This window comes from Paenibacillus sp. 1A_MP2, from assembly GCF_052244825.1.
Lineage (GTDB): Bacteria > Bacillota > Bacilli > Paenibacillales > Paenibacillaceae > Paenibacillus > Paenibacillus vandeheii.
In genome coordinates this window covers 2,380,676-2,403,163 of the sequence record NZ_JBQQCS010000001.1, presented here as the reverse complement: position 1 = coordinate 2,403,163, position 22,488 = coordinate 2,380,676, and the positions used below count along the sequence as shown (strand labels likewise).

16 protein-coding genes and 2 pseudogenes are annotated in these 22,488 nt (G+C 49.4%); 7 read left to right on the top strand and 11 right to left on the bottom strand.

The window, feature by feature from the left end:
* Positions 1–40 precede the first annotated feature (40 nt).
* Positions 41–1,954, bottom strand: a complete 1,914-nt coding sequence (locus tag ACTWJ7_RS11730) for a bacterio-opsin activator (RefSeq protein WP_443145473.1) — start codon at positions 1,952–1,954, stop codon at positions 41–43.
* Between the two features lie 5 nt (positions 1,955–1,959).
* The gene (locus ACTWJ7_RS11725) at positions 1,960–2,286 is read right to left on the bottom strand and encodes a hypothetical protein (protein WP_443145472.1); all 327 of its coding nucleotides are present in this window, start codon (positions 2,284–2,286) and stop codon (positions 1,960–1,962) included.
* A 608-nt stretch (positions 2,287–2,894) separates the two neighbouring features.
* On the opposite strand from ACTWJ7_RS11725, the pseudogene ACTWJ7_RS11720 reads away from it, so the two are divergent.
* The 4 genes and pseudogenes from ACTWJ7_RS11720 (at position 2,895) to ACTWJ7_RS11705 (ending at position 5,179) form a co-directional block, all read left to right on the top strand.
* Positions 2,895–3,255: pseudogene (locus tag ACTWJ7_RS11720) on the top strand (winged helix-turn-helix transcriptional regulator).
* A gap of 45 nt (positions 3,256–3,300) precedes the next feature.
* Positions 3,301–4,020 (top strand): SDR family NAD(P)-dependent oxidoreductase, encoded by a 720-nt coding sequence (locus tag ACTWJ7_RS11715; protein WP_079351203.1) that lies wholly within the window; start codon positions 3,301–3,303, stop codon positions 4,018–4,020.
* Positions 4,021–4,316: 296 nt separating this feature from the next.
* Positions 4,317–4,577, top strand: coding sequence for a hypothetical protein (locus tag ACTWJ7_RS11710; RefSeq protein WP_443145471.1), 261 nt, complete (start codon positions 4,317–4,319; stop codon positions 4,575–4,577).
* On the top strand, positions 4,574–5,179 hold the full coding sequence (locus ACTWJ7_RS11705; RefSeq protein WP_443145470.1) for a CPBP family glutamic-type intramembrane protease: 606 nt from the start codon (positions 4,574–4,576) through the stop codon (positions 5,177–5,179). Before ACTWJ7_RS11710 ends, ACTWJ7_RS11705 begins: the two co-directional genes overlap by 4 nt.
* Positions 5,180–5,559: 380 nt before the next feature.
* Here the strand turns inward: ACTWJ7_RS11705 and nagZ are convergent, their stop codons facing one another.
* From nagZ to ACTWJ7_RS11660, 9 genes are all read right to left on the bottom strand, one after another.
* The gene (gene nagZ / locus ACTWJ7_RS11700; protein ID WP_443145469.1) at positions 5,560–7,926 is read right to left on the bottom strand and encodes a beta-N-acetylhexosaminidase; all 2,367 of its coding nucleotides are present in this window, start codon (positions 7,924–7,926) and stop codon (positions 5,560–5,562) included.
* The gene (locus ACTWJ7_RS11695; RefSeq protein ID WP_443145468.1) at positions 7,866–9,038 is read right to left on the bottom strand and encodes a DUF4838 domain-containing protein; all 1,173 of its coding nucleotides are present in this window, start codon (positions 9,036–9,038) and stop codon (positions 7,866–7,868) included. The genes nagZ and ACTWJ7_RS11695 overlap by 61 nt, the downstream gene beginning before the upstream one ends.
* 10 nt (positions 9,039–9,048) lie before the next feature.
* Positions 9,049–10,206 carry an N-acetylglucosamine-6-phosphate deacetylase gene (locus tag ACTWJ7_RS11690; protein ID WP_301878438.1) on the bottom strand — a complete coding sequence of 386 codons (1,158 nt, stop codon included), beginning with the start codon at positions 10,204–10,206 and terminating at the stop codon, positions 9,049–9,051.
* 2 nt (positions 10,207–10,208) lie between these two features.
* Complete coding sequence (locus tag ACTWJ7_RS11685; protein WP_079351201.1) at positions 10,209–10,991, bottom strand: glucosamine-6-phosphate deaminase; 783 nt, start codon at positions 10,989–10,991, stop codon at positions 10,209–10,211.
* Between the two features lie 40 nt (positions 10,992–11,031).
* On the bottom strand, positions 11,032–13,308 hold the full coding sequence (locus tag ACTWJ7_RS11680; protein ID WP_079351200.1) for an Ig-like domain-containing protein: 2,277 nt from the start codon (positions 13,306–13,308) through the stop codon (positions 11,032–11,034).
* 59 nt (positions 13,309–13,367) lie between these two features.
* On the bottom strand, positions 13,368–14,927 hold the full coding sequence (locus ACTWJ7_RS11675) for an extracellular solute-binding protein (RefSeq protein WP_301878097.1): 1,560 nt from the start codon (positions 14,925–14,927) through the stop codon (positions 13,368–13,370).
* A 55-nt stretch (positions 14,928–14,982) separates the two neighbouring features.
* Positions 14,983–15,852: a carbohydrate ABC transporter permease gene (locus tag ACTWJ7_RS11670; protein WP_053781400.1), complete on the bottom strand. Its 870-nt coding sequence runs from the start codon at positions 15,850–15,852 to the stop codon at positions 14,983–14,985.
* 13 nt (positions 15,853–15,865) lie between these two features.
* A complete protein-coding gene (locus ACTWJ7_RS11665; RefSeq protein WP_301878098.1) occupies positions 15,866–16,834 on the bottom strand; it encodes an ABC transporter permease in 969 nt (322 codons plus the stop codon).
* Between the two features lie 940 nt (positions 16,835–17,774).
* Positions 17,775–18,416, bottom strand: coding sequence for a hypothetical protein (locus tag ACTWJ7_RS11660; protein WP_301878099.1), 642 nt, complete (start codon positions 18,414–18,416; stop codon positions 17,775–17,777).
* Between the two features lie 366 nt (positions 18,417–18,782).
* Here ACTWJ7_RS11660 and ACTWJ7_RS11655 point away from each other — a divergent pair, with 366 nt between their 5' ends.
* The 3 genes and pseudogenes from ACTWJ7_RS11655 (at position 18,783) to ACTWJ7_RS11645 (ending at position 22,470) form a co-directional block, all read left to right on the top strand.
* The gene (locus tag ACTWJ7_RS11655; protein WP_301878100.1) at positions 18,783–21,068 is read left to right on the top strand and encodes a helix-turn-helix domain-containing protein; all 2,286 of its coding nucleotides are present in this window, start codon (positions 18,783–18,785) and stop codon (positions 21,066–21,068) included.
* 220 nt (positions 21,069–21,288) lie between these two features.
* A pseudogene (locus tag ACTWJ7_RS11650) lies at positions 21,289–21,980 on the top strand (aminotransferase class I/II-fold pyridoxal phosphate-dependent enzyme).
* Positions 21,922–22,470: a pyridoxal phosphate-dependent aminotransferase gene (locus ACTWJ7_RS11645; RefSeq protein WP_301878102.1), complete on the top strand. Its 549-nt coding sequence runs from the start codon at positions 21,922–21,924 to the stop codon at positions 22,468–22,470. The pseudogene ACTWJ7_RS11650 and the gene ACTWJ7_RS11645 overlap by 59 nt, the downstream one beginning before the upstream one ends.
* The last annotated feature ends 18 nt before the right edge of the window (positions 22,471–22,488 follow it).

Here is a 22,488-nt window from a genome sequence, read left to right as displayed (position 1 = left end):
CCTTTTCACCATGTAACATAGGCGATATGATACTCAGACGTCATAACGATGTTGGCTGCAACTCCGCCAGAATCAGTGGGCCATTTCCTCCCAAAGGGAATTCATACAGGGCAGGAGCTTCCCCGAGGGGAAGCTCCTGCTGAGTCGGAAGCATTGGAACCAGCCCAATATTACATCGCTTCGTCGCAATCCATTCCGTCCAAGCCTCCGTGAAGGCATAACCCAGATGCTGGAATGCCTGCCGTACATGGCGGTAGAAGGTCGCACGGCTCATATGTAAGGCTTCAGCCAACTGCGATTTGCGGAAGTTCCGCTGAAGGTAGCCATCCCTCAGAATGCGCTGCTCGAACTCCGTGAGCGGATACCGCGGTGTCACTTCTGTAAGCAGGCACAGAATTAGTTCCCTTGCCGACGTTGGCTCACAACCGGCCGCTTTCAGAGAGGGTAGGGCTTCCAAAAACGAGTCATCATACATATGCTGGACCATTTGCTTCATTTCACTCCAGGGAACGGCACGCAGCGCCCCCTCCACTCGTCCGCTATCGTGCAAGCTTTGTTGCAGCAATCGTTTGACCCATATCTCGAACGTGATTTGGCGAAAATCCAGCTCCCACAACGTTACCTGCTCTCCCCCGGTGCGTCTAGATGGCACGCGCTCATCTGGAATACTGCCTCCTCTGTCGAAGCCCAACTGCGAGAGGAGTGTGCCGAGTTGCGGGTCTGCCGCGGGGATGATCGCACGCAGGCCGTTTGCCGTATCAATGAGCCAGTTCTGGAACAGCATGGCCCCCAGCTCCTCCGGGCGATAATACGGCTGCTCCACATCCACCGCAGCCAGCAATACACATACTGTATCTCCATCACGTCTCGCATCATACCCGTTATCATCAGCTAGTTTGGGCATGAGTTCAGCCAAAGCTGGCGCATAACGTTCGATCAACGGCCATGTGCGTTCACTCAGCCACAAACCCGCACAGAACGCCAGCGGCATGCCGTCACCGTTGCGAATTAAGCGAAGTCCTTCGGGAGCAACGCGTGCAATATCGTCCAGCAATGCATGATGCTGCCCACTCTCCACCAGTTCCGACTGCCAATCGCCTCTGGCCAGCGAGGCCTCCAGATAGCGGTGCAGCAGGGGCAGTTCGTTCGGATTCAAGGATGCTTGTTGCTCATAATGCTGCTGACGTATGCCAGAAAAATCAGCATAGGCATGCACAGCAGGCAGTTGTTCCCGGTACAGCTCCAGCACATGCGCTGCGATCTGCATCTGTCCCAGCTTAGTTGCTGCTGGATATCTCTCCACCAGCAGTTCCAATACCCTGGAGCGCATGGATTGATACTGTCCCGGGTCACGCTTTTCGTAATCCTCGCGCAGCATACAGGAGACCAACTGGTGGAGACTCAAGCCGTCCGCTTCTCTTCGAACACAGGATAGTCTGCCGAGGTCCATATACTCCGAGGCTGTAAGCGGTTTTTCCAACAGCTGATTGAGGATCGTTTGATCAGCGGAAGGGAGAATGGACATCACCTGCAAAGCCTCTACCATCCAAGGCAAAGCCGCTTCCTTCAAAAACTCCGCGCTTAGTATGCCCGGAAGCTGTGACAACCGCGGTTCCCCGTCTTGCCGCCGAAGCATGTCGACAGTCAGTGCAAGCAGCAGCGGATGACCGCTTGTCCGGTACTCAAGCTCCCGTTGCACGGAAACAGGCAATCCGCTTGCCTGCACGTAATCAAACACCTCTTTGCGGGAGAACAACTCTAACTGGAAACTATCGATTCGTTGTCCCCATATCGGATTTGCCTGCCACGTCACGGGCAGACCAATCCGTGAAGCAAACACGAACAGACACTGTGCTCCAACCAGTCTTGGAAGGAAGCTGGACAGAAGCCAGCTTTCGATCCGTTCCAGATTTTCACAGTTATCAATCAGGAGCACCGTTCGCTGTCCCGTCAATTCCTCTATGACATGTGCAAGCTGGGCATGTCTGCGCTGCGCATTCGGCCGTATTCCACCTCCAGGCTCATTTCCAGATGCGTCAAAAACGCCCCTGTCGTCTGCATGGAAATTCTTCCATCCATCCAGATGGTCCGCACATCAGCCGTTCTTGCCACATGGGCAAGCTCGGTCAGAAGCGTCGTTTTCCCAATACCTCCGATCCCGGAGACGGAAAAGATCCGTGAATCGGCCTCCGACAAGTTTAACCAGCTGGCGAAATCCTGCTTTTCCCGAGCGAATCCGATGATTCGCGCTGCATAATCATTTTGGTTAACCGATAGCGGGTACATGCTGCGTTTATACCTCTTTCTCTTAGAGTTGAGACTAAAATGAGACCACACGTTTTCTCTAGTATACTATACTATTTTATACACAAAGAGACTCTCAGAGGTTACTAACCTTCGTTCCAGGCTGGAATCCTACATACAAACATCGGGGATTGCAATGAACGCTTCAATTATTATCTACGCTCGCAGCCCTTACCTTCTCCAATATTGTGGAGCTACCGGGGACGCTGGACCGTAGGACCACTTTGGACATACTTTTTTTAAAATACCGCAGTGGTAATGAAGTAGATTTCTTAAATCAATAGATTCCCAACTTCACTCTGATACTTATGGATATAACGGATATACTCTTGTGCACTTTGGTTAATTTCTTCATCAGTAGCTTGAAATGAGGCACCAAACACTGCAAAATACGGTAACGCTACGGCGCCAACATGATTGATGCTGGCTTTGAATGGTGTGACTACCTCTCTACAGCCCGAAAAAAGAAAATACACACCCGAAAGTAAGATGGTTACTTCAAAGTATGTATGGACTTCATCAGCGCTATTGTGAGAAAATGAATAGTTATACCACATTTACAAGATGTAACATGAACGAGGTGGTATGTCATGAAGCAATATAACCTGGGAATCGAAGCGACACTCGAAATTATTGGCGGCAAATGGAAAGCGCTAATCATTTGTTTATTAATGTCCGGCGTAAAAAGGACAGGAGAATTACAGCGCAGTATAGACGGTATCTCGCAAAAGGTCTCATCTAGCAATTACGCGAGCTTGAGAGGGACGGCCTTGTCAGAAGACATGTGTAACAACAGATGCCCCTAAAGTCGAATACAGTCTTACGGAGTATGGAGTTACCGCTAATAAGATTATGGATGTAATGTGTACATGGGGGCGGGAAAATATAGCATTAAGGCAACAACAAGGAAAAGAAATTATACTGGTGGAAAATAAAGAGCCTGCTTTTTGAGCGGGTACCCATAGACTGACACTTTAAAAAGAAGGAGCGATTTAATTGAAAACCTATCTCGTATTTGGTGCTAGCAAAGGATTAGGAGATGCATTTGTGAGAGGGGTGCCCGATCAAGGCGATAAAGTATGGGTAGTGTCTCGAACCGAACCTGATAATTTGAAGCTTAACGATGGTGTAGAACGAATATGGATACAGGCAGATCTGTCTGATCTCAATGCAGCCACACTTGTAGTCGATAAACTCCAGAACGAGGCACTGGATGTTCTCATTTACAATGTAGGCATTTGGGAAAAAGAGGGGTTTGAGGACCACTATACGTTCGATAAGGACACCCCTGCCGACATCAGTAATCTGATTCATGTGAATATAACATCCGCTATTGTTTGCATTCAGGCATTATTGCCCCATCTCAGACAATCCACAGCTGGCAAAATAATTCTGATCGGCTCAACTGCAGGTCTAAGCAATGCAAACAGTAGCCAGGTTTCTTTTGTAGCCTCCAAATTTGCCATTCGAGGGATTACGGAGGCCTTGAGAGAACATACAAGACACGACAGGATTGCGGTTACGTGTATTAACCCGGGGGAGCTTGCAGCGGAAGTTCCGTATAAAGATGGCATTGACCGCGCTCTTTCCGAATATAATGGTACACGCATCCCTCTTCAGGATATGGTTTCTATCGTAAAATGCATCGTCAGCCTGTCCAAAGCAGCCTGTGTAAAAGAGATCAACATTCCGGCGATCACGGATATGAACGCATAATCGAATCGAATTGCCAGCGCGATTATAAAAAATATGGCAGCCAGAGAAAAATAAACACACAAAGAGCGCGTTTGATACGTGCTCTTTGTGCTGTCAACAAGTTGTTGTGCGAATTTATACTGTTTAGGGATTGCCTCGGTTCACCTCATTTTTCAAACCTCGTTGCTATACTTTAGTCCTGTTCCTACTGGGCTAGAGTCTTGGTCAAAAACTGGGCTGGAGTTTGTTCTGATCAGGATATATCCACTGTTATACTGCAAAGCGACATACATATTTTGATTAAAGGAGCTATCACAATGAGAACAAATCTTAGCACCAACCCTAACACAGGTTCAGACGAGGAAAAGGCTCAGATTCAATCGGCCAGGCGGGGGCTGTATGTATACTTCGCCATGCTCATCCCGCTCTCCATCCTCAGTTATGTACTGATCACGAAAGCACCGATTTTTGGTCTGCTGCTTATGTGGACACCGGGCTTGTCCTCCATCTTCGCCCGTATCGTCCTACGTGAAGGCATCTCAGACATTTCCCTGCGGATTGGGGGAAGCAGACATTGAAGTCGTTACCTTTCATCTTGCTGTTTCCAGTCGTCATTGGTTTGTTTGCTTATGGAATTGCCTGGATTACGGGACTGGTCCAGTACGTCACACCGGATTCATTCATTCAAGGCCCATCTGGCGTTATCCTTGCAGGAACGATACTTTTTCAGATGTTTGCGGGTACTGCAATTGGTGTGATCAGCAGTTCAGGAGAAGAGCTCGGCTGGAGGGGCTACATGCTCACTCGACTAATTAATGCCCGTGTACCTAAACCCGTGCTGACGAGCGGAATTATTTGGGGTGTATGGCATCTTCCTGTAATGCTTTTAGGAATTTATTATTCCGGTCCATATCCAGCCTTATCGGTTGTCCTGTTTATGATTTCAGTAACCTCTTTCAGCTATATGATCAGCCGATTGCGCTTAACAACGGGCAGCATATGGCCTGCGATTCTCCTTCATGCATGTTGGAATGCCGTGATTCAGGATGCCTTCGATATATCTTCCAGTGGCAAGAACGTTCTGCTATGGACTGGAGAATCGGGAATATTAGTGGCTCTCGCCTTGCTCATTTCAGCATGGGTGATGTCGAGAAAGCCACTTGTCATGAGACAGCTTTAAACAAATGCTATTGCTATAGGTAAGGATATATAAAACTTTTTTTAGAAGACGATGTTGTTGTATTTCAGTCTAGTTAGCCACTGGGTATAACCCAATGGCCCAATAACGTCTTTGAAACAGACGTGGGTGACGGAATTCAGAGCTAAGATGAAAACGGTTGCCTGGGGAAGAAAACCAAAGTCTAAAGATTGACCAAAAGCCCGCACAGTAGCGGGCTTTTGGGATTCCCTCCTGGACCCTGTGATTTCAGGCTAGATCAGCGGGGGGTGTTTTGAGATTAAAGGTTGACAAGTGCATATGAGCTTTTGTGCTTTTGTGCTTTTGTGATTTTTGGATATATATATATTTCATTGCCCTGTTGAGCAGCTCATTACTGCATATCACGTTGAGTCTGTCATACATTCCACCAGCGCTTGCAGTGAATAATCGGAGGTTGAGCACAGCAATATGCTTCCAGCCGCTTGCGGCAGTACGGCGTCATCATAGGGATTGCGCAGCACCAGATTCAGCAGTGGTTTAACCGCAGCCAAGCCCTTGGACAGCGCCAGCTGACCTGTGAACAGATGAGCATTAAGGGTGCCCTGGATAACGACATCCGCATCAGCAGCTTGCTGTACCAGGAATTCTATCTCCTCCGCATCAGGCTTCATCGCACAGTAGCGTGTCTCCACAGCTATGCCTTTCGCCTTTAACAAGGAGGCCAGCCCAATCTCGGCAGACCCACTATTATCGGCTCGGGTCAGCTGCTCCTGCTGCGGCAAAATCAGTAAATATCTCAGTGAATCTTTGAGTGGATGCAAGCTGTCCGGGTCCCGGTTAACTTTTACAGTCATACGAGCCAGTTTCAGTGCCTCATCCGCCCACTGTTCTCTTGCAATCGGCTGTGCAGCCGCCTGGTACTGCTGGAATTGGGCATAAAGCTGCCGGATACGAAGAACCGACTCGTCGATTTGCGCCTCGTTGATGCGCCCATCCCGTACAGCGGCTAGAATACCTGCGATCACCTGACTCTGAAATTCTGGCGTATGACACATCAGGATCATATCGTTCCCTGCCTGAACGGCCAACACACCCACGTCTTCCGGGCTGAAATTTTTGCGAATTGCCCCCATTTCGATATCATCAGTGCAGATCACCCCCGCAAAGCCCAACTTCTTACGCAGCAGTTCCGTGGTAAAGAAAGGACTTAGGGAGGCTGGAAGTCCACCGGATTCCGGAATGTTGGGAAACACCAGATGCCCCATCATAATTGAATCCGCCCCGGCTTCAATCGCTTCAACAAAGGGAAGTAGCGGCCCCTCCATTAACTGCTCAAACGTGAGTTCACATTCAGGCAAAACAATATGCGAGTCTCCGCTCACTTGCCCGTGGCCGGGAAAATGCTTTGCCGTTACCGCCACACCTGCTTCATGCATTCCCTCTATATAGGCTCGACCGAACCGGGCTACCAACTGTGGGTCCTCTCCGAAGGAGCGAACACCCACAACCGGATTTTCTATATTCGTGTTCACATCCAGCACCGGTGCCCAGTTCATGGGAATACCCAGGGAGTGCAGCTCACTGCCGATGAGTTTACCGAGCAGCCGGGCGGCTTCCGGGTCTTCACTTAACCCAACTGCCCGGTTGCCAGGGATATAGGGAAAAAAGGACTTAAATTTGGACAAAGTGCCGCCCTCTTCATCTACCGAAACATAATAAGGCAAAGGGCTGCCGTTATCTTGGGCTATGTTCTTTACTTCTGCAAGCAGCGCATATGTCTGCTGCTCACTCTCAATATTATGGGGAAAGATGCCGATGCCCCCGAATCGGTGCTCTGTCATTCTGCCACGAAAATCTGGCTCGGCCCGAGTCGATGGAGTGCCTACTACGCACATCATGGCTACTTTGTCTTCCAGACTCATTGCTGTTAGTTCGAATGGTGTAGGAATTTTATTTAGACCTAGTTCTTGATAGAGCGTGCGCTCCAGATAATCATGCAGATAGAACCTGGATTTCACAAAATGCTCCGCCATATCAGAAGGCTGGTAACGCTCCAGCGCAGCCTTCATCCGAGGGAGGACACCATCACGTCCGCAACGGTTTCTCGTATAATTGTTATGAAGCGAGCGCCACTCCGCATCGTCGCCGGGATAGAGCTCCCAGCGGTAGGCATATTTGTGAATGGCCCGCGAACGATCTGTTGCCACCTCAAAATCATGCATGATCGCAATCAGTTCCGCTTCTTCCTTATGCTGTCGCACTTCGTCCATCAGCTTCCAGATCACATCATAATAATCCTCAACCCTGTAATTGCCGAGAAGACTGTGTCCGGTAACAGGATCAATGCCATGAAACCGTTCCAGAAAACGGTCGATGAAGGTAGCCGCATCCGCTTTGCGATTCCAGGCCAAATCCGCATGCAGCAGCATCGGGTACCAGGTGGTTTCAAAAATACCATACGGAACACCGAGGCTGAAAGGCCCCGTCCAGTTGGTCGCAACCACGCAGCCAAGATTCAGCTTGTCGGCCGTCTCTGCCCACTGAAGCAAGTTGTCTGTCCGGTTCAGCAGTACCGGATAATTCTGATGCTCAGCCCAGTCAAAGCTGCGGACTGCCGGCGCTCCCATAACTTCAATGCCGAACGACCTGAATTTATCCGCATGCGAAGTAACCTCCGCTTCGATATTGCGCCCGTTGTAGATCCAGATCATGGCGATACTTCGCTGATCCAGCTTAGCCAACTCCTCTGGCGGACATTTGTCCAGCATGTCATGCCAGAAAATCGGCTGTTTCCCCGTTCTGACGTAAATGCAATCAGACGGTTCAAAAAGGCGATAAACGCTCGTTCCCGCACGCCTCCAAACTCGATTTTGCAGCGTTCGCATTCGCATAGGCTGTAGACCTCATCACAGCCGAGGTGGATATAACGTGAGTCCGGATGGGCATCAATCATCTCCCCGAGCAGCGTAGTAATCAACGCAAAGGTTTCCGGGTGGGACGGGCAGATCTCCCCGATGGACTGCTCTGTCTCGCGAAGATGCCGCCAACCTTCGTGACGCAATACATATTCCAGATGTCCAAAGCTCTGCTGGAGCGGAATAATCTCTATAAAATGCTCATGGGCGTTCCGCTTTAATTCTTCCAGCTGTGAAAGACTTAACGCATGCCGGGGATGTGTGAACTCGGGATAGGTCCTGAATGGAAATTTATCCTCGTATTCAATTAAAATCGCATTCGTCTTATAACGGGCGAATTCAGCCAAATACCCCGTCAGCAGTTCCGGCTTCGAGAACGTCTGACGCAGGTCGAAATTCATGGCCCGCAAAGGTGTATCCGGCCAGTCGGTTATGCACACCGCCGGGATGACACCATCCGGTCCGCGCAGCTGCACCAATGTCTGCAATCCGTAAAACAGACCCGCAGCATCCAGTGCGTACACCTCAGCCCTTCCGGTCGATACCTCCAGCTTATATCCTTGTGGATGTCCGTCCAGCCCGGACGGGTCTGTCTCGTCTTTTCCGATGAATGAACTAACATCAGAGATGATTAGACCTTTCGGTTGTGCTCCCATAGCTTCAGGAGCTTCATGAACTGTTTGAGCTTCTTGGACTTCTTGGACTTCATGAATTGCATAGGCTTCTTGAACCCCATGGACTTCCTGCTGCGTTTCCTGTCCTGAAAGACGTTCGATTACTAGCAAATAACCCTTTATTACCCTGGAGCATGTATATCCCATCCCCGGAAAATCCCGGCGGCAATGAATTTCCAATCTGGGATCATCCTGTTCCATGAAAAGGCTCAGCCTTTCCTCACCATTCAGACGTAAGGGACCTCCCTCGGTCGCTGCAATCTGCTTCGGTTGTGGTATTAAGCTCTGCATCGCTCTCCCCCTATTCTTGGCTCTGTGGACTGATTCGGCCGTTCTTCCAGCACTGCAAAACACTCAACTTGCCATCGTCCATGTTGAAGCTAACGATATCCGCAGGGGCTCCGATCGCAAGTCCTGCGGCCTGTTCAAGCCCAAGCAGCCGGGCCGGATGCACCGATGCACAATCCCAGGCATCGGGAACCCCGGATAACCCCGCATCAACAAGATACCCCACCTGATCCGGCAGCATCATCGCCGAGCCAGCCAACAGCTCAGGCTGGCCAGCAAGGTGTAGCCGACCTTCCGCCGTCAATACCACATCTCCACCGATATGCAGGTGGTAGGAGCCTGGCGGCATACCGCTCAGCGAGACAGCATCGCTGACCAGAATGGCACGGTTTCGTTTCATCCGTAGAATTACGGCCAGCACGGACAGCGGAAGATGGTGACCATCCGCTATCATGCAGCCATACAGCTCATCGGCCGCCAGTTGTTCCCACAAATAGTTAGGATGACGGGGAAGCATCAGGTGCGCGCCGTTGCCAAGATGTGTAGACATCACCGCTCCTGCGGAGATCGCTTCCCTGATCTGCTCTGGCGTTGCTGCCGTATGTCCAATCGAGACAAGAATGCCGGATTCGCAGCACCGGGCAATAAATGAAGCTGAACCAGGCCACTCCGGGGAAAGGGTAATGATGCGAATCAACCCATCGGCGGCATCCTGCCAACGGCTGAGCGCCTCCCAATCAGGCGGAACAATATGCTGCCTTGGGTGGGCGCCGCGTGGGCCATCCTCCGGCGAGAGGAATGGACCTTCCAGATGAATGCCCACAATTCCCTCGGCCGCATCCCGGTTCAGACGAACGGCTTTTGCAATAGTGGAAGCCACCTCAACCAGCTGTACGGAACTGTTTGTAATCAACGTCGGGCAATAGCTTGTTACCCCTTGGCTTTGCAGCTTTCGGGTCAGCTGCAATACCGTATCTGGACACAGCGGGGCCGTGTTCAGATCCAGCCCCCATCCGCCGTTCACCTGCAAATCCACCAGTCCTGGCGCCAGCCAAGGCAAGCAGTCTACAGGAGGCGACACTTCAAGCTCAGAAACGGCCGTGATACGTCCATCTCTGACTTTCACCTCAATGGGCATCCCCGTTCTGTAATGCTTCCCGATCATTGGCATGTTCACAGGCCGTAGGCTTCCCGGTCTGTGAACATCGTGATTCCGGGATGTGTACGCAGGATGGTAGCGGGACATGCCGTGCTAATCGGATCATGTAAAGCTGCTGCAAGCGCATTCCGCTTGGAAGCCCCTGGCACAATCACAAACAGCTCCCTTCCAGCCATTAACGCCGGAACAGTCATGGTCAACGCCTCTGCAGGCACATCTTCCAGTCGAGCAAAGCACCCATCGTTCACCTGCTGACGGCGGCAGGCTTCCTCCAGCTCCACTGCTTTGACGACTCTCGGATCTTCAAAATCGGCAACTGGCGGATCATTGAAGGCGATGTGTCCATTTTCTCCAATCCCTAGGCAGACGATATCAATAGGAGCTTCACGCAACAGGTCTCCATATCTCAGACACTCCTGCTCCACATCGTGTAGCCCATCCAACAGCTCCACACGCCCAGGCTGCACCCGACTGAACAGCCGATCCGTTAAATATCGTCCGAAAAGCTGTGGAGCCGTATCCTCCAGACCCATATACTCATCCATATGAAAGGCACAGATCCGCGACCAATCGATGCCTTGCTCTCGTACCAGACCCTCATATAATTCATTTTGCGAAGGGGCTGCAGCGAAAACCATGCGAACCTGGCGCTCTGTATCCTGAAGCAGGTGTCTTAATCTTGCCCCAACCGCAGCGGCAGCCGCTGCCCCCATCTGATCCCGATCAGCATAAACCTGCACTGGCATGTGCTCAACGATATGATTCTTTAGCGGTTCCACCAATTCATCCGCATTCATGTGCTTCCTCCTCCTTCAAGACATTTCTTACCTGCTTAAATCAATTGCCAGCATTCAGCATCAGCAGCGTTGTATGCGGCGAATCATGACCCGCTGCATAATAATAGCCGTTGTAACGGATTCTGCGCGGCTCAAAACCAACCTGCCTGCCCGTTCCCACCGCTTCTGAGCCAAGCGTCACACTTCCATTCACTCCTGTTGTCCCGCTGGTGTAACGTCCCGCCGCATAAGTAAATCTCCCCTCCACTGTCGCACCCGTCAGTACCGCGCCTGTATCATAATCTCTGACCTTAAGAGTGACGGATACTCCTGATCCGCTATAAACCAGATTCATATCTGTGACAATCATAGGCTTCAATGGGGTACTACTGGTGATTGCCGACACTTCATCGGTGAGTGGCCCGATATTTCCGCTCAGATCGCGGGCCGCAATACGGTAATAATATGTCGTATCCGGTAGCAGTCCTTTGTCCTGGTAATTCAGGGCGCGGGCGAATCCGACGATATCCGCAGCAACAGGCGTGAAACCCTGCACGGTGCTTCGGTAGATCACGTATCGCTCCACTTCCATGTTATCTGAAGCCATTCCATAATTCAGATGTACAGTCTGATAATCAGTGGCCTGAATAGACGGAACCCCTGGAAGGGCTGAAGGGGCTTCCAGGTCATCCGGCGCTGTCCACACTACACCGCCTGGTCCCCAATAAGAAGGAAGTGCCCGGTAGGAGTCATAGTGATGGACAGCAATACCACCGAAGCTGCTGCTCTGCCCGTAAGCTGCATACACCTTATCCAGCTCTGCTTCCATGTGGATGCGGCCCTCCTCCCAGAAGGTAATGGTCTCCGGGTCGCCGCTATTGGCAATATCCAGCGTTTCCACACCAATGACCACGGAATGCGGCTTGCCAATCTGATCCGCATAAACCAGTTCTCCAGCAGCCCCGGCAATAATGCCAGCGGAGCCATCCGCCGTATCCCGGTAATCCATAATGGAGATATAGTCGGAGATATCCTGAACATGCTCGGAGAGCCATTTGCTGGAGCCGTTCCACATAATATTTGCCGCCTGGTCCGATGTGTCATACCACTTGGGCACCGCAGGGCCGAATGGAAGACGAATGCCTGCGGTATCCCGGCGTCCAATCATCTTTTGCAGGCCATCCAAGTATTCCTTCTGCAGGAAATGGCTCGGATCTTTAAAGTCGGGAGAGATATACGGCTCTATATCCACATTGATTCCGTCAAATTTCTCCAAATCCCCTGCTGCAAGATTGTAATTGATCACCTGCTCCATTTCCTGCACGGCATGATGGTGATATTTCTCGTAAGCGCCCATATAGGCCGGTGTAGTTCCACCTGCAATTAGCGCGTGCACCTGTAAATTTTTGCTGTGCGCCCAGCTCACAAAAGAACGCAGTTCCACTTCCTGCGCTTCTAGCGCATCGTATCCCGCATAACCACCCACTGCGAGATAGAGTGTCTGGACTGGCGTTTGACCGAATGTTTGCGTATCGGTGATGAATGACTCCAGCACCTGGCGAGATCCAGGGTTCAGCAGCAGCTTGTAACTCTCCGGTTCCCAGATCCACATGGCGCGCTCCTGTACAGGTAGGGGAACGGCTGTCTCATGCGTCCCGATTCCAACCTGGGCGTACACCGTTGGACTATAACCATAACGCTCCGGCGTACTGGCCGCTCTAGCCTCCAAGCTGACCGTTCGATCGCCAAGTCCCACCGTGTCCCAGGTATATACATACGCAGAGCCTTGCTGAACAGCCTCTTCCCATGGTCCACGGTTCACCCGAACCTCTACCAGCATGATTGGAAGTGGAGCACTGGTCTCGACAGAGATTTCAACCTGACCGCTAAGAGCCACACCCTCAGATGGTCCGGTAATGGTTACAACGGGAACAGCACCTGCCGGGTTATTAACGGTAAGAATGGCTGGCTGGCCCCACACCCCGTAACGAGTGGACGTATCCAGTCCACGGACCACCAGTTCCACCGTACCGTTATAGCCTGAGGTATCCAGCATATAAGACCAGGTACCGCTGTCATCCCCATCCGGATCATTTAATACCACTTCGAATTGGGCCGTTCCGTCCACAAACAACCGAATGTCATACAAATCCGTATAACTGCCCCCAATTTCCACCAGCCCTCCATCCGACACATATCCGCCCGCAGGCGCGTCCAGTGAAATTGAACCCGCCGCTTCTGCCTTTCCAGGAACAGCTATTCCAATCGTCACCAACCAGATCAACAGAAACAATCCCAGTCTGAATCCGGAGTACACACGCAGATGCTGCTTTTTCATAAGCGAAGCCTCCCTTTGCCATTCTGTAATGGTCTAGGATTCCTGTGCCGTACATTCGCTCATTTCGCGCTCAGCTGTACATTCTGAACACGGTCATACGCTTCCTTATAGGTGTTCAGCAGCTTATCTACGCCAAGATTGTTGATTTCCTCCACATACTTCTCCCAATCCGCCAGACTCCGGGAGCCGGTGACAAATTTGGCAAAGCTCTCGTCCCGGTGCTTCTTGATCGCCTGACCCGTAATGGATATGACTTCATTTTCTACTTCCCTAAAAGCAGGTCTTGGCTGCATGGCGGGAGGATCATATTTGACCGCTTCTTCATAAGCATGCTTCAGATCGTCCGAGAACAGCGACAAATGGGCGTTAAAATCAATCCAGGTATAGGTTCCGCTGGTCTGAAGCCCTGTCTGTTTGCGCATCTCAATGACATCGTTATACTCCGGCTTGAACTTGATCGTATCGCCTTCTTTTATAAAGGTCTCGCCCTCTACTCCCCAGCTGCTGAGCGTACGCCCTTCCTCGGAATAGAAAAAGTCCATATACTTCATCACATCATCAATGTTCTTGGAGGTGGAAGCCACCGTCAGTCCGCCTTCCATATAATGAAAATACGGATTCAGCTGTTTGCCGCCTGAAATACCTGCCGGAGGGGCCATAAACTGCATGTTGAACTCTGGATTCTCCTGCTGCATAGCATTATTGAAAAAATCAATCCGGCTGATATAATCAATGGTCACGAACGATTTGCCAGTAGAGACCATATCCTGCCACTGCTTGGTTTGCAGGGATAAGAAGTCGGGTGGGACCAACCCTTCGTCATAAAAACTTTTCCACATCCCCACCATGGCCTTGTAATTATCTTCTGTCGGTCCATAACGCCATTCCTTCTGATCAAAATCATAGTAGGCACCTTCACCGGTTCCGTAGTTCACCGTCATATTCGCATTCATCTCATCCGGGATCTGGCCGTAGCGGATGGAGAGCGGGTAACTGTCCGGGTATTTCTCCTTCAACGTCTTAAGGGCCGTATGCAACTCTTCATAGGTTGTTGGAACCTGAATGCCTTCCTTGTCAAAAACATCTTTCCGGTACATCCAGATCATACGATTCGTCTCGCCGAAGCCCTGGTTGGGGAACATATACATTTTGCCGTCAGCGGACAGGGCAGCCTTCGCCTCCTCAGGATATTCCTTCATCCATGCCTTCAGATTCGGCATATTGTCCATATGCTCCATCAAATCCACCAGTGCGCCCTGCTGACCGAACTTATTCGAATCCTTGCGATTGGGCATATACATCAGATCAGGCAGCGTTTTGGAGGCAATCGCCAGGTTCAGGCTCTCATCCAGCTTGCCGGAAGGTGTCTGTACTTCCAGCGTGACGCCAGTCTTTTCTTTTAACCAGCTCCAAACGGGCCAACTCTTGGAATAAGGGAACGTGGCATTATTGTCCAGCAGCGCCGTGAAGGTCTTTTCCGCTCCAGTGGAGTTATCGGTGATTCCGGTACTGTTCCCTTTGGTATTCGTTTGAGGGTCAGCACCATTGCCACCACTGCACCCTGCCACCATCGTTACTGCGATCAGCAGGGGAAGTATTAACGATTTCCATTTGCCCATAAGCTTCTCTCCCTTAATCTGAATTTGCGATACATTCCTTGTTCGCCTATAGACTTTAGCCTTTGACCGCACCTACCATGGCTCCCTTGACGAAATACTTCTGTACAAATGGATAAATGACCAGAATAGGCAGCGTTGAGACCATGATGGTCGCATATTTGAGGGATTCCTCCACCACCAGGTTATCTCCGCCAATGGACGTTACGTCACCTGAACTTGCACTGCCAGCCAACACCAGATTACGCAGCAGCACCTGGAGCGGAAACAGATCGGGAGACCTTAGATAGAGCAATGGAAAGATAAAGTTATTCCACATGCCCACGGCATAGAAAAGGGCAATCGTGGCAAAGGATGCCTTAGACAGCGGCACAATAATACGGATGAAGATGCCAATATCATTCAGACCGTCCATACGTCCCGATTCCTCCAGCTCTTTGGGGATGCCCGAGAAGAATGTGCGCATCAGAATCAGGTTCCAGGTGCTGACTGCCCCCGGGAGAACCATGCCCCATACGGTGTCCACCAGATTCAGGGAACGGACCACCAGGAAGGTCGGAATCATCCCGCCGCTGAAGAACATCGTAATGACAATCAGGACGGTGAAACTATTGCGTAGTGCCATGTCTTTTCTGGACAATGCGTAGGCTCCGGTCGAGGTGACCACCAGTGAGATTAGTGTACCAAGCACGGTGTAAATGATTGTATTGCGGTAAGCCGTCCAGATTTGCGGATCGCCCAGTACCAGTTTGTACATGCTCAGATTGAAGCCCTTGGGCCAGAAGGAAATATTGTTTTGGATGACATTCACATTGCTGCTGAGGGAAACCGCCAGCATATGAAGGAACGGATAGAGTGTGACCACAACAACAAATAGCAGAATCAGGGATGCCACAACGTTAAACCAGGAGAATCGCAGTGATTTCACGCCACACCTCTTTCTACCATAGACTGGTCTCACTTAATCGGCGGCTGAGCCAGTTGGCTGTATAAATGAAGATCAGACTGATGACTCCCATGAACAAATCAATGGACGCACCATAGCTGAAATTCCCCTGTACCATGCCCACCCTGTAAACATATGTGCTGATAATATCCGCCGTATCGTAGATCGCCGGATTCTGCATCAGGAAGACCTTCTCGAAGCCGATCTCGAGCACTTTGCCGATATTCAGAATCAGCGTGATGACGATGGCGGGGGATATACCGGGCAGCGTGACATGCCAGATTTTGCGTAATCGGCTTGCTCCGTCCATATCCGCGGCTTCATACAATTGCGGGTCAATCGACGTCAACGCGGCCAGATAAATGATGGTCTCCCAGCCGATGTGCTGCCAGACTTCCGACAGGACATAGATGCCCCGGAACAGCCCGGGTTCATTCATGAAATTGATCGGTCCGATGCCGATCCCTGCCAGCAAATTGTTAATCAGCCCTCCGGTTGGGGAGAGAAACATAATCACCATACTTGCTACAATCACATTCGAGATGAAATGCGGCAGATAGCTGACCGTCTGTACAAAACGTTTGAATGCCGCCCTGCGTACCTCATTGAGCAGAATGGCCAGCAGGATTGGGGCTGGAAAGCCAAACACCAGCTTATACAGTCCCAGCAGAAACGTATTCTTCATCAGCGGCCAAAAATCGGGATTCTCCAGAAACATCCGGTAATATTTGAATCCCACCCAATCGCTGGCCCATATTCCTTTAAAGAGATTGTAATCCTTGAACGTGATGACCAGACCAAACATCGGCGCATAGCGGAAGATCAAATAATACAGGAGGCATGGCAGGAAGAGCAGCCATAGCGCCTTGTTCCTGTTCCAGGTTCTGATCAAACGCGACTTCCGCCGAGGCGGCCGGTGCGCTTTCTTTTGCAGTGTACGTTGCGTTACGCCAGCATCAGCCATCGGCATGCCCCCTCTTGCTTAGATGATTGTAATCGATTTACATGTTAGATAACTTACCCTGAAATTCCGGGGTTCGTCTCCGAATTATAGCTACAATCCTTTAGAAAGCGCTATCTACATGTTATATAACTTTTCGCCTTTACACCTTTTTCCAGATATCTGCGTATAATTCAGTAAAAGTGTATATTGTTTGTGTTAGCTTTATGCCGCTATGATAGGACTAAATCACTCGATTCGGGGCTGTACTCAAGGGGGAATGTCATAATGAATGGACTGTCCAAAACAAGATTCTGGCCCTCGCTTAATCGAATACATCAGAACCGCTAACGTTAGCTATAACAGTGAAGAGAATTACAGATATGTGGAAGAGAACAAGATCAAGGCGGGATCATACACAGTATCTACTACAACGAAAATTCAAAGAAATTGGACGAATGACATCAGTAAGAAACAACAACTAACTGGACATGCGAGGAAGGTGGCGATACGTGGCAATGCCCGGAAGGTCATGAACGTTCCGATTTGAAAGCAAACGAACCGCCGCAATCGGTCATACAATGAATCTTTGTCCTACAAGTACTCAGTCTGACGGATTGTCCACTAAAAAAACGGTGTAAATAGGCCGTACCTTTACCGGATAAAGAACCGGAGGTTGGTTTCGCACTAAAAACGGGATATGGGGCAGTGGATACCACTTCTAAAGCGAGTAATGCCCGTTGAGGTATATTAAAATATGTGCCCGTTTAAACCATTGAGTACAAGAATTCAATTGCTACAGGGGGATAGTGAAAGTGATAATGCCTTGTTGGAAGGGGTGCGAGGTTTGTTACAGCCCTCTTTTGACCTTAAATAAAACCTCAAAAGGCTCAACGTTTTTTTCTTACACAGCAAAAAAACAGAATCAAAGAAGACACAAGGGTCTCTTGTATGTAAAGTTCAATCAGTTGATTTTTCTCACCCATTCACCGTTATTCCAGATATCGGGGTTGTTAATAGCCTCATTTTCTCCCCGTACAGTGGAATCATAGCTATCCTTACTATTAGTATACCAATCAACAATAACTAACTTCCCATTCAAACTTTGCACAAGAAATTCAGTAGGTTCAGCAAAGTTACCTATATCCTTATGAACACTTGCATCTAATTTCAAATAGAAAAAACTCTTATCCCCTCCAACATAATCTACTTGTCTAGTACCAATATCAACGCTTGTCACCTGATTATAAGTGAGCTTGTTCTTAAGGAATAAATCATATTGAGATGTAACTTTTTTTTGCGTATACTGTTTAAGGTTTTCGTTAGCAATATAAGTATCCAAATCAATGTCCGAACCGTTCCAAATCGCTTTGTAATATTCAGACAGAGCTGCTGCACACATTTTATAAGCCGTTTCAAAATCCCAAGCAGATAGATCACTTTCGTTCTGAGCTGAAAATTCTGAGGATGCTTTTAATAAATCCCCTTTCATACTCGGCGAAATTTCAGTATTTTTAGCAGTGTTATCTTCGTTGGTACTCGTATTAGTCTGTTGGCATGCACTAAGGGTAAATAAAATCAATAAAAACAGGTACGCACGTTTCATTGCATTTCCTCCAGTGAAAATATTGTTCAACTCCTGTAATTAAGCAGAAGAAGTTCTTTTTGAAGCACGACACTTCAACCAAAGATTGGAGTGAGACGCATCCTCTCTTGCTTAGTAGATCGTAAGTTGACTTGAACTTGAATGTGAGGTAACTTCCCCTATAAATCCGATGTTCATCTCCACATTATACCAGTTATCATTAAGAAAGCGCTATCTACATGTTATATAACTTTTCGCCTTTACACCTTTTTTCCAGATATCTGCGTATAATTCAGTAAAAGTGTATATTGTTTGTGTCAGCTTTATGCCGCTATGATAGGATTAAATCACTCGATCCGGGGCTGTACTACAAGGGGGAATGTCATAATGAAGGGACTGCTTACAAGCAAATTTGCGCTGAATGGACTGTTTGTCAAGCTAATGCTGAGCTTCCTCAGTGTCATCCTGATTTTGGCTTCATTTAACCTGTTCTCCCATCTGTACTTAAGCAACAAAGTATATCAGGAGATGGTCAGACAAAATGAATTGGGCCTTGCTCAGACAGTTGAAGGGTATGAGAATCACTTTCGACTGACCCAAAATATGATTCTGGCCCTCACTCAATCGGATACCTGGACAGCCAACCTAGGCATTTTGAGCCACATTAAGGAAAACCGCCGTTACGATATTCCCGCTGAGGTCAAGTCGGACCTCTCCACGCTGTATGCCAATCCTTTTTTGCATATCGACAATTTCATTCTCTATTTCAAGCAAGAAGACTATGTCCTGGAAAAGGAAGGACTTAGCAGTGCCAGCGATATGTTCGGTAAATATTATTATAGTAAAGAATATCCGCCGGATTACTGGAAAACTCAAACGATGAACAACCAGTTCCTGAAAGTGATGCCTGCCGCAGCTTTTACGGAAAACACTCTTCATTCCTCCCGCTCCCTCGGTCAACTGATGCCAATCATGATGAAAGCCATTCCTTACGAGGATGTGTACGGCATTGTTATGCTGAATCCACAGCGTATGCAGGACACGTATGGCGATGCCGGCAATAATCCGTTCTACATTCTGGACAATGAGGGACGCCTGCTGTTCACTACAATGGAGGGGGAGATGCTGAATACGCAGCTACCCGCAGATGGAAGCAAACATGAACGTATCGGCGATCAGTATTACTTCTATGAAAAAGGTAAGCAAACCGGGTTTACCTATGTCCGGGTTACCCAAGCCGCAGTGATTGCCGCGGAAATGCGAGGTATGCAGCTGCTGTTGGCTGTCCTGCTCGGCGCTGCTATACTGATTAGCCTGCTTTCCTCCCTATTTTTCAGCTTACGCTTAAACCAGCCGCTCCAGCGCCTTATTGCCGCTCTGGACCGAAATTCGGACAGCGGGCCAGATAAATGGAGCAGTGTAAAAGAATTCGCCATGATCGGCGACCGTCTGAGCTCCATTCTGGAGAATAACCGTTTCATTCAAAGCGATCTTGCGCAGAAGAACTCTCTCGTACGCCAGTACGCTTATATCCATAAAGTAAAAAATATCCCGCTCAGCTCCTATCTGGCGGAGCTTGAGGATGCCCAGCAATCCGAGCAGCCCTATGTCTCCATTCTGTTCCAGGTGGGCTTCAAATCCCAGCCGGATGAATTCGGGCAGCATACCCTGTTATTGTGGAAGCTGATTCAGAGCCTCTTCACCAGCAGCAAAACCAATAGCGTTGCCATTCAGCCCGAGCAGGACCAACTGCTTCTGCTGCTGTTCGATCCTGGTCCGCAGAGCGGTATTTTGCAGGCGCTGGATACCCTGAAGGAGTTGCTGGCTGTCGAAGAAACGCTCTATCTGACGATCGCGGTAAGTCCGGTTTATTCCGGGGAGATTCCGTTTACCGATGCGTACAGCAATCTGTCCATGCTGTTGAAAGAACGAAGGCTGAACGGGGAGACACAGGTTATAGTAGAGCCACGTGCTTCTTCTTCGAATGCCTTCCATGTGAAGGTATCCTATGGGGAGGAACTGCACAACCTCTTGCAATCTGGCAATGATGAGGCCGTATTCGCTTGGCTGGATCGCCAGCTGGAACAACTGCAGCACAAGGATGCAGCCGCAGAAGACTTCCGCACCTTTGCAATCGGCGCCGTAGAACAAATTGGCAAGACGGTGATGAAGCTGAATCTAACGCACATCGAATCAGAGCTTCGCTCTTCTTCTCCGAGAGAGTTATTTGATGGTTTCCATTCCATGCAACAATATAGAGAATGGCTTCAGACTCAGGCTCAACCTGTACTGGAGGCAGTACGCAGCCAGCTGGAAACGCGTGATCCGGTTATCAGCTTTGTACTGGACTACCTGGATCATCATTATGGGGAAGATATTAATTTGAATATTGTCGCCGACAAGTTGAATTTAACATCGGGGTACCTCTCCAGTATTTTCAAGGAAAAGACGAACATCAACTTCAGCGAATATCTGAACAATCTGCGGGTTGAGCGGGCCAAGGAACTACTTGTGAATGTAGATCTGCGAATTCAGGACATTGCGACACAGGTCGGTTATCAAAATGTAAACTCGTTTATCCGCATGTTCAAGCGTCGGTACGGGCTGACCCCCGGAGAATATCGCAAGCGTCATGCGGGTGATGAGCCATTCGTCTCCTCCAGCCATGGCTAACCAGGCATGAGCGGGCAAGACCGGGGATTGTAAATACACCAACGCCCGCTCGGAAGCGGGCCTATGTGTTTTGTTTACATTAGAATTTTGGCTTAAGTACGGATAACAGATGCAAACATCTTCAAGGTGCATTTCGCGCTTACTTATCACCTGAAAACTTTGCTATAATACCTCCAAGTGTTATTCCCCAAGGGGTTATAAGGATGGAGGATAAATCATCATGAAGTTTGCTAAACGTATGGAACACTTTAGTGAAGGGATTTTCACCCGTTTGCTGGAAATCAAGCGCAAGCGGCTGGAGAACGGAGACGCGGTCATCGATCTAAGTGTTGGCACACCCAACATTCCCCCGGCCCAACATATCATGACGGCTTTGTGCGAGGCAGCAGCAGATGCTTCAAACTATACATATGCTGTAAATGATCAGAGTGAATTGCTGCAAGCGGTCAGTGAATGGTACAAGCGCCGTTACCTTGTTGAACTGAACCCGAAAACCCAAATATGCTCCTTGCTTGGATCACAGGAAGGACTTGCGCATATCTCTTTGGCCATCGTGGATGAAGGAGATCTGGTCCTGGTACCCGATCCTTGTTATCCCGTCTTTGCCGATGGACCTCTTCTCGCAGGAGCCGAGCTGTATTATATGCCCCAAAAGAAGAACACGGATATGTCATTCAACTTCAGGACATACCGGAGCATATTGCGCGCAAAGCAAAATTCATGCTTGTATCCTATCCCAACAATCCCACGACAGCGATGGCACCCGAACAGTTTTATCTGGATCTGATTGAGTTTGCCAAGAAATATGACATTATCATTCTCCATGACAATGCATACAGCGAGCTGGTGTTCGATGAAAAAAACATGCGGAAGTTTCCTTGCTTATCCCGGCGCGATGGATGTTGGCATTGAATTCAACTCGCTATCCAAAACCTATGGATTGGCCGGGGCGCGGATCGGCTTTTGTGTAGGGAACCCGGATATCGTATCCGTGCTTAAGAAGTTGAAATCCAACATGGATTACGGCATGTTTCTGCCGATTCAGAAGGCAGCCATTGCTGCAATTACAGGGGATCAGAGCGAAATTGAGCAGGTCAGAGATACCTATGAGGAGCGTAGAGACGTTCTGTGCGATGGCTTCACCAACCTCGGTTGGCCTATCGCCAAACCCGAAGCCACCATGTTCATCTGGAGTCGGATTCCAGACCACTACGATACTTCAGAACAGTTTGCCATGGATCTGGTTACCCAAGCCGGGGTAATCGTAACGCCCGGGAGTGCTTTCGGCCCTTCGGGTGAAGGATATGTGAGACTTGCTTTGGTTCAGGATAAAGAGACATTGCAGCAAGCGATCCTATCCGTAGACAACAGTGGAATTCTAAGAAAAACAACTCATGTATAACATGAAATAAAGCTCTCA

Bases quoted from the DNA above. Each gene is read 5' to 3' on its own strand.
- ACTWJ7_RS11645 (WP_301878102.1), top strand. From the start codon at position 21,922: ATGAAAAAAACATGCGGAAGTTTCCTTGCTTATCCCGGCGCGATGGAT.
- nagZ (WP_443145469.1), bottom strand. From the start codon at position 7,926: ATGCTGGACAAATGTCCGCCAGAGGAGTTGGCTAAGCTGGATCAGCGA.
- ACTWJ7_RS11655 (WP_301878100.1), top strand. From the start codon at position 18,783: ATGAAGGGACTGCTTACAAGCAAATTTGCGCTGAATGGACTGTTTGTC.
- ACTWJ7_RS11680 (WP_079351200.1), bottom strand. From the start codon at position 13,308: ATGAAAAAGCAGCATCTGCGTGTGTACTCCGGATTCAGACTGGGATTG.
- ACTWJ7_RS11710 (WP_443145471.1), top strand. From the start codon at position 4,317: ATGAGAACAAATCTTAGCACCAACCCTAACACAGGTTCAGACGAGGAA.
- ACTWJ7_RS11685 (WP_079351201.1), bottom strand. From the start codon at position 10,991: ATGAATGCGGATGAATTGGTGGAACCGCTAAAGAATCATATCGTTGAG.
- ACTWJ7_RS11665 (WP_301878098.1), bottom strand. From the start codon at position 16,834: ATGGCTGATGCTGGCGTAACGCAACGTACACTGCAAAAGAAAGCGCAC.
- ACTWJ7_RS11725 (WP_443145472.1), bottom strand. From the start codon at position 2,286: ATGTACCCGCTATCGGTTAACCAAAATGATTATGCAGCGCGAATCATC.
- ACTWJ7_RS11675 (WP_301878097.1), bottom strand. From the start codon at position 14,927: ATGGGCAAATGGAAATCGTTAATACTTCCCCTGCTGATCGCAGTAACG.
- ACTWJ7_RS11660 (WP_301878099.1), bottom strand. From the start codon at position 18,416: ATGAAACGTGCGTACCTGTTTTTATTGATTTTATTTACCCTTAGTGCA.
- ACTWJ7_RS11695 (WP_443145468.1), bottom strand. From the start codon at position 9,038: ATGCAGAGCTTAATACCACAACCGAAGCAGATTGCAGCGACCGAGGGA.
- ACTWJ7_RS11690 (WP_301878438.1), bottom strand. From the start codon at position 10,206: ATGCCAATGATCGGGAAGCATTACAGAACGGGGATGCCCATTGAGGTG.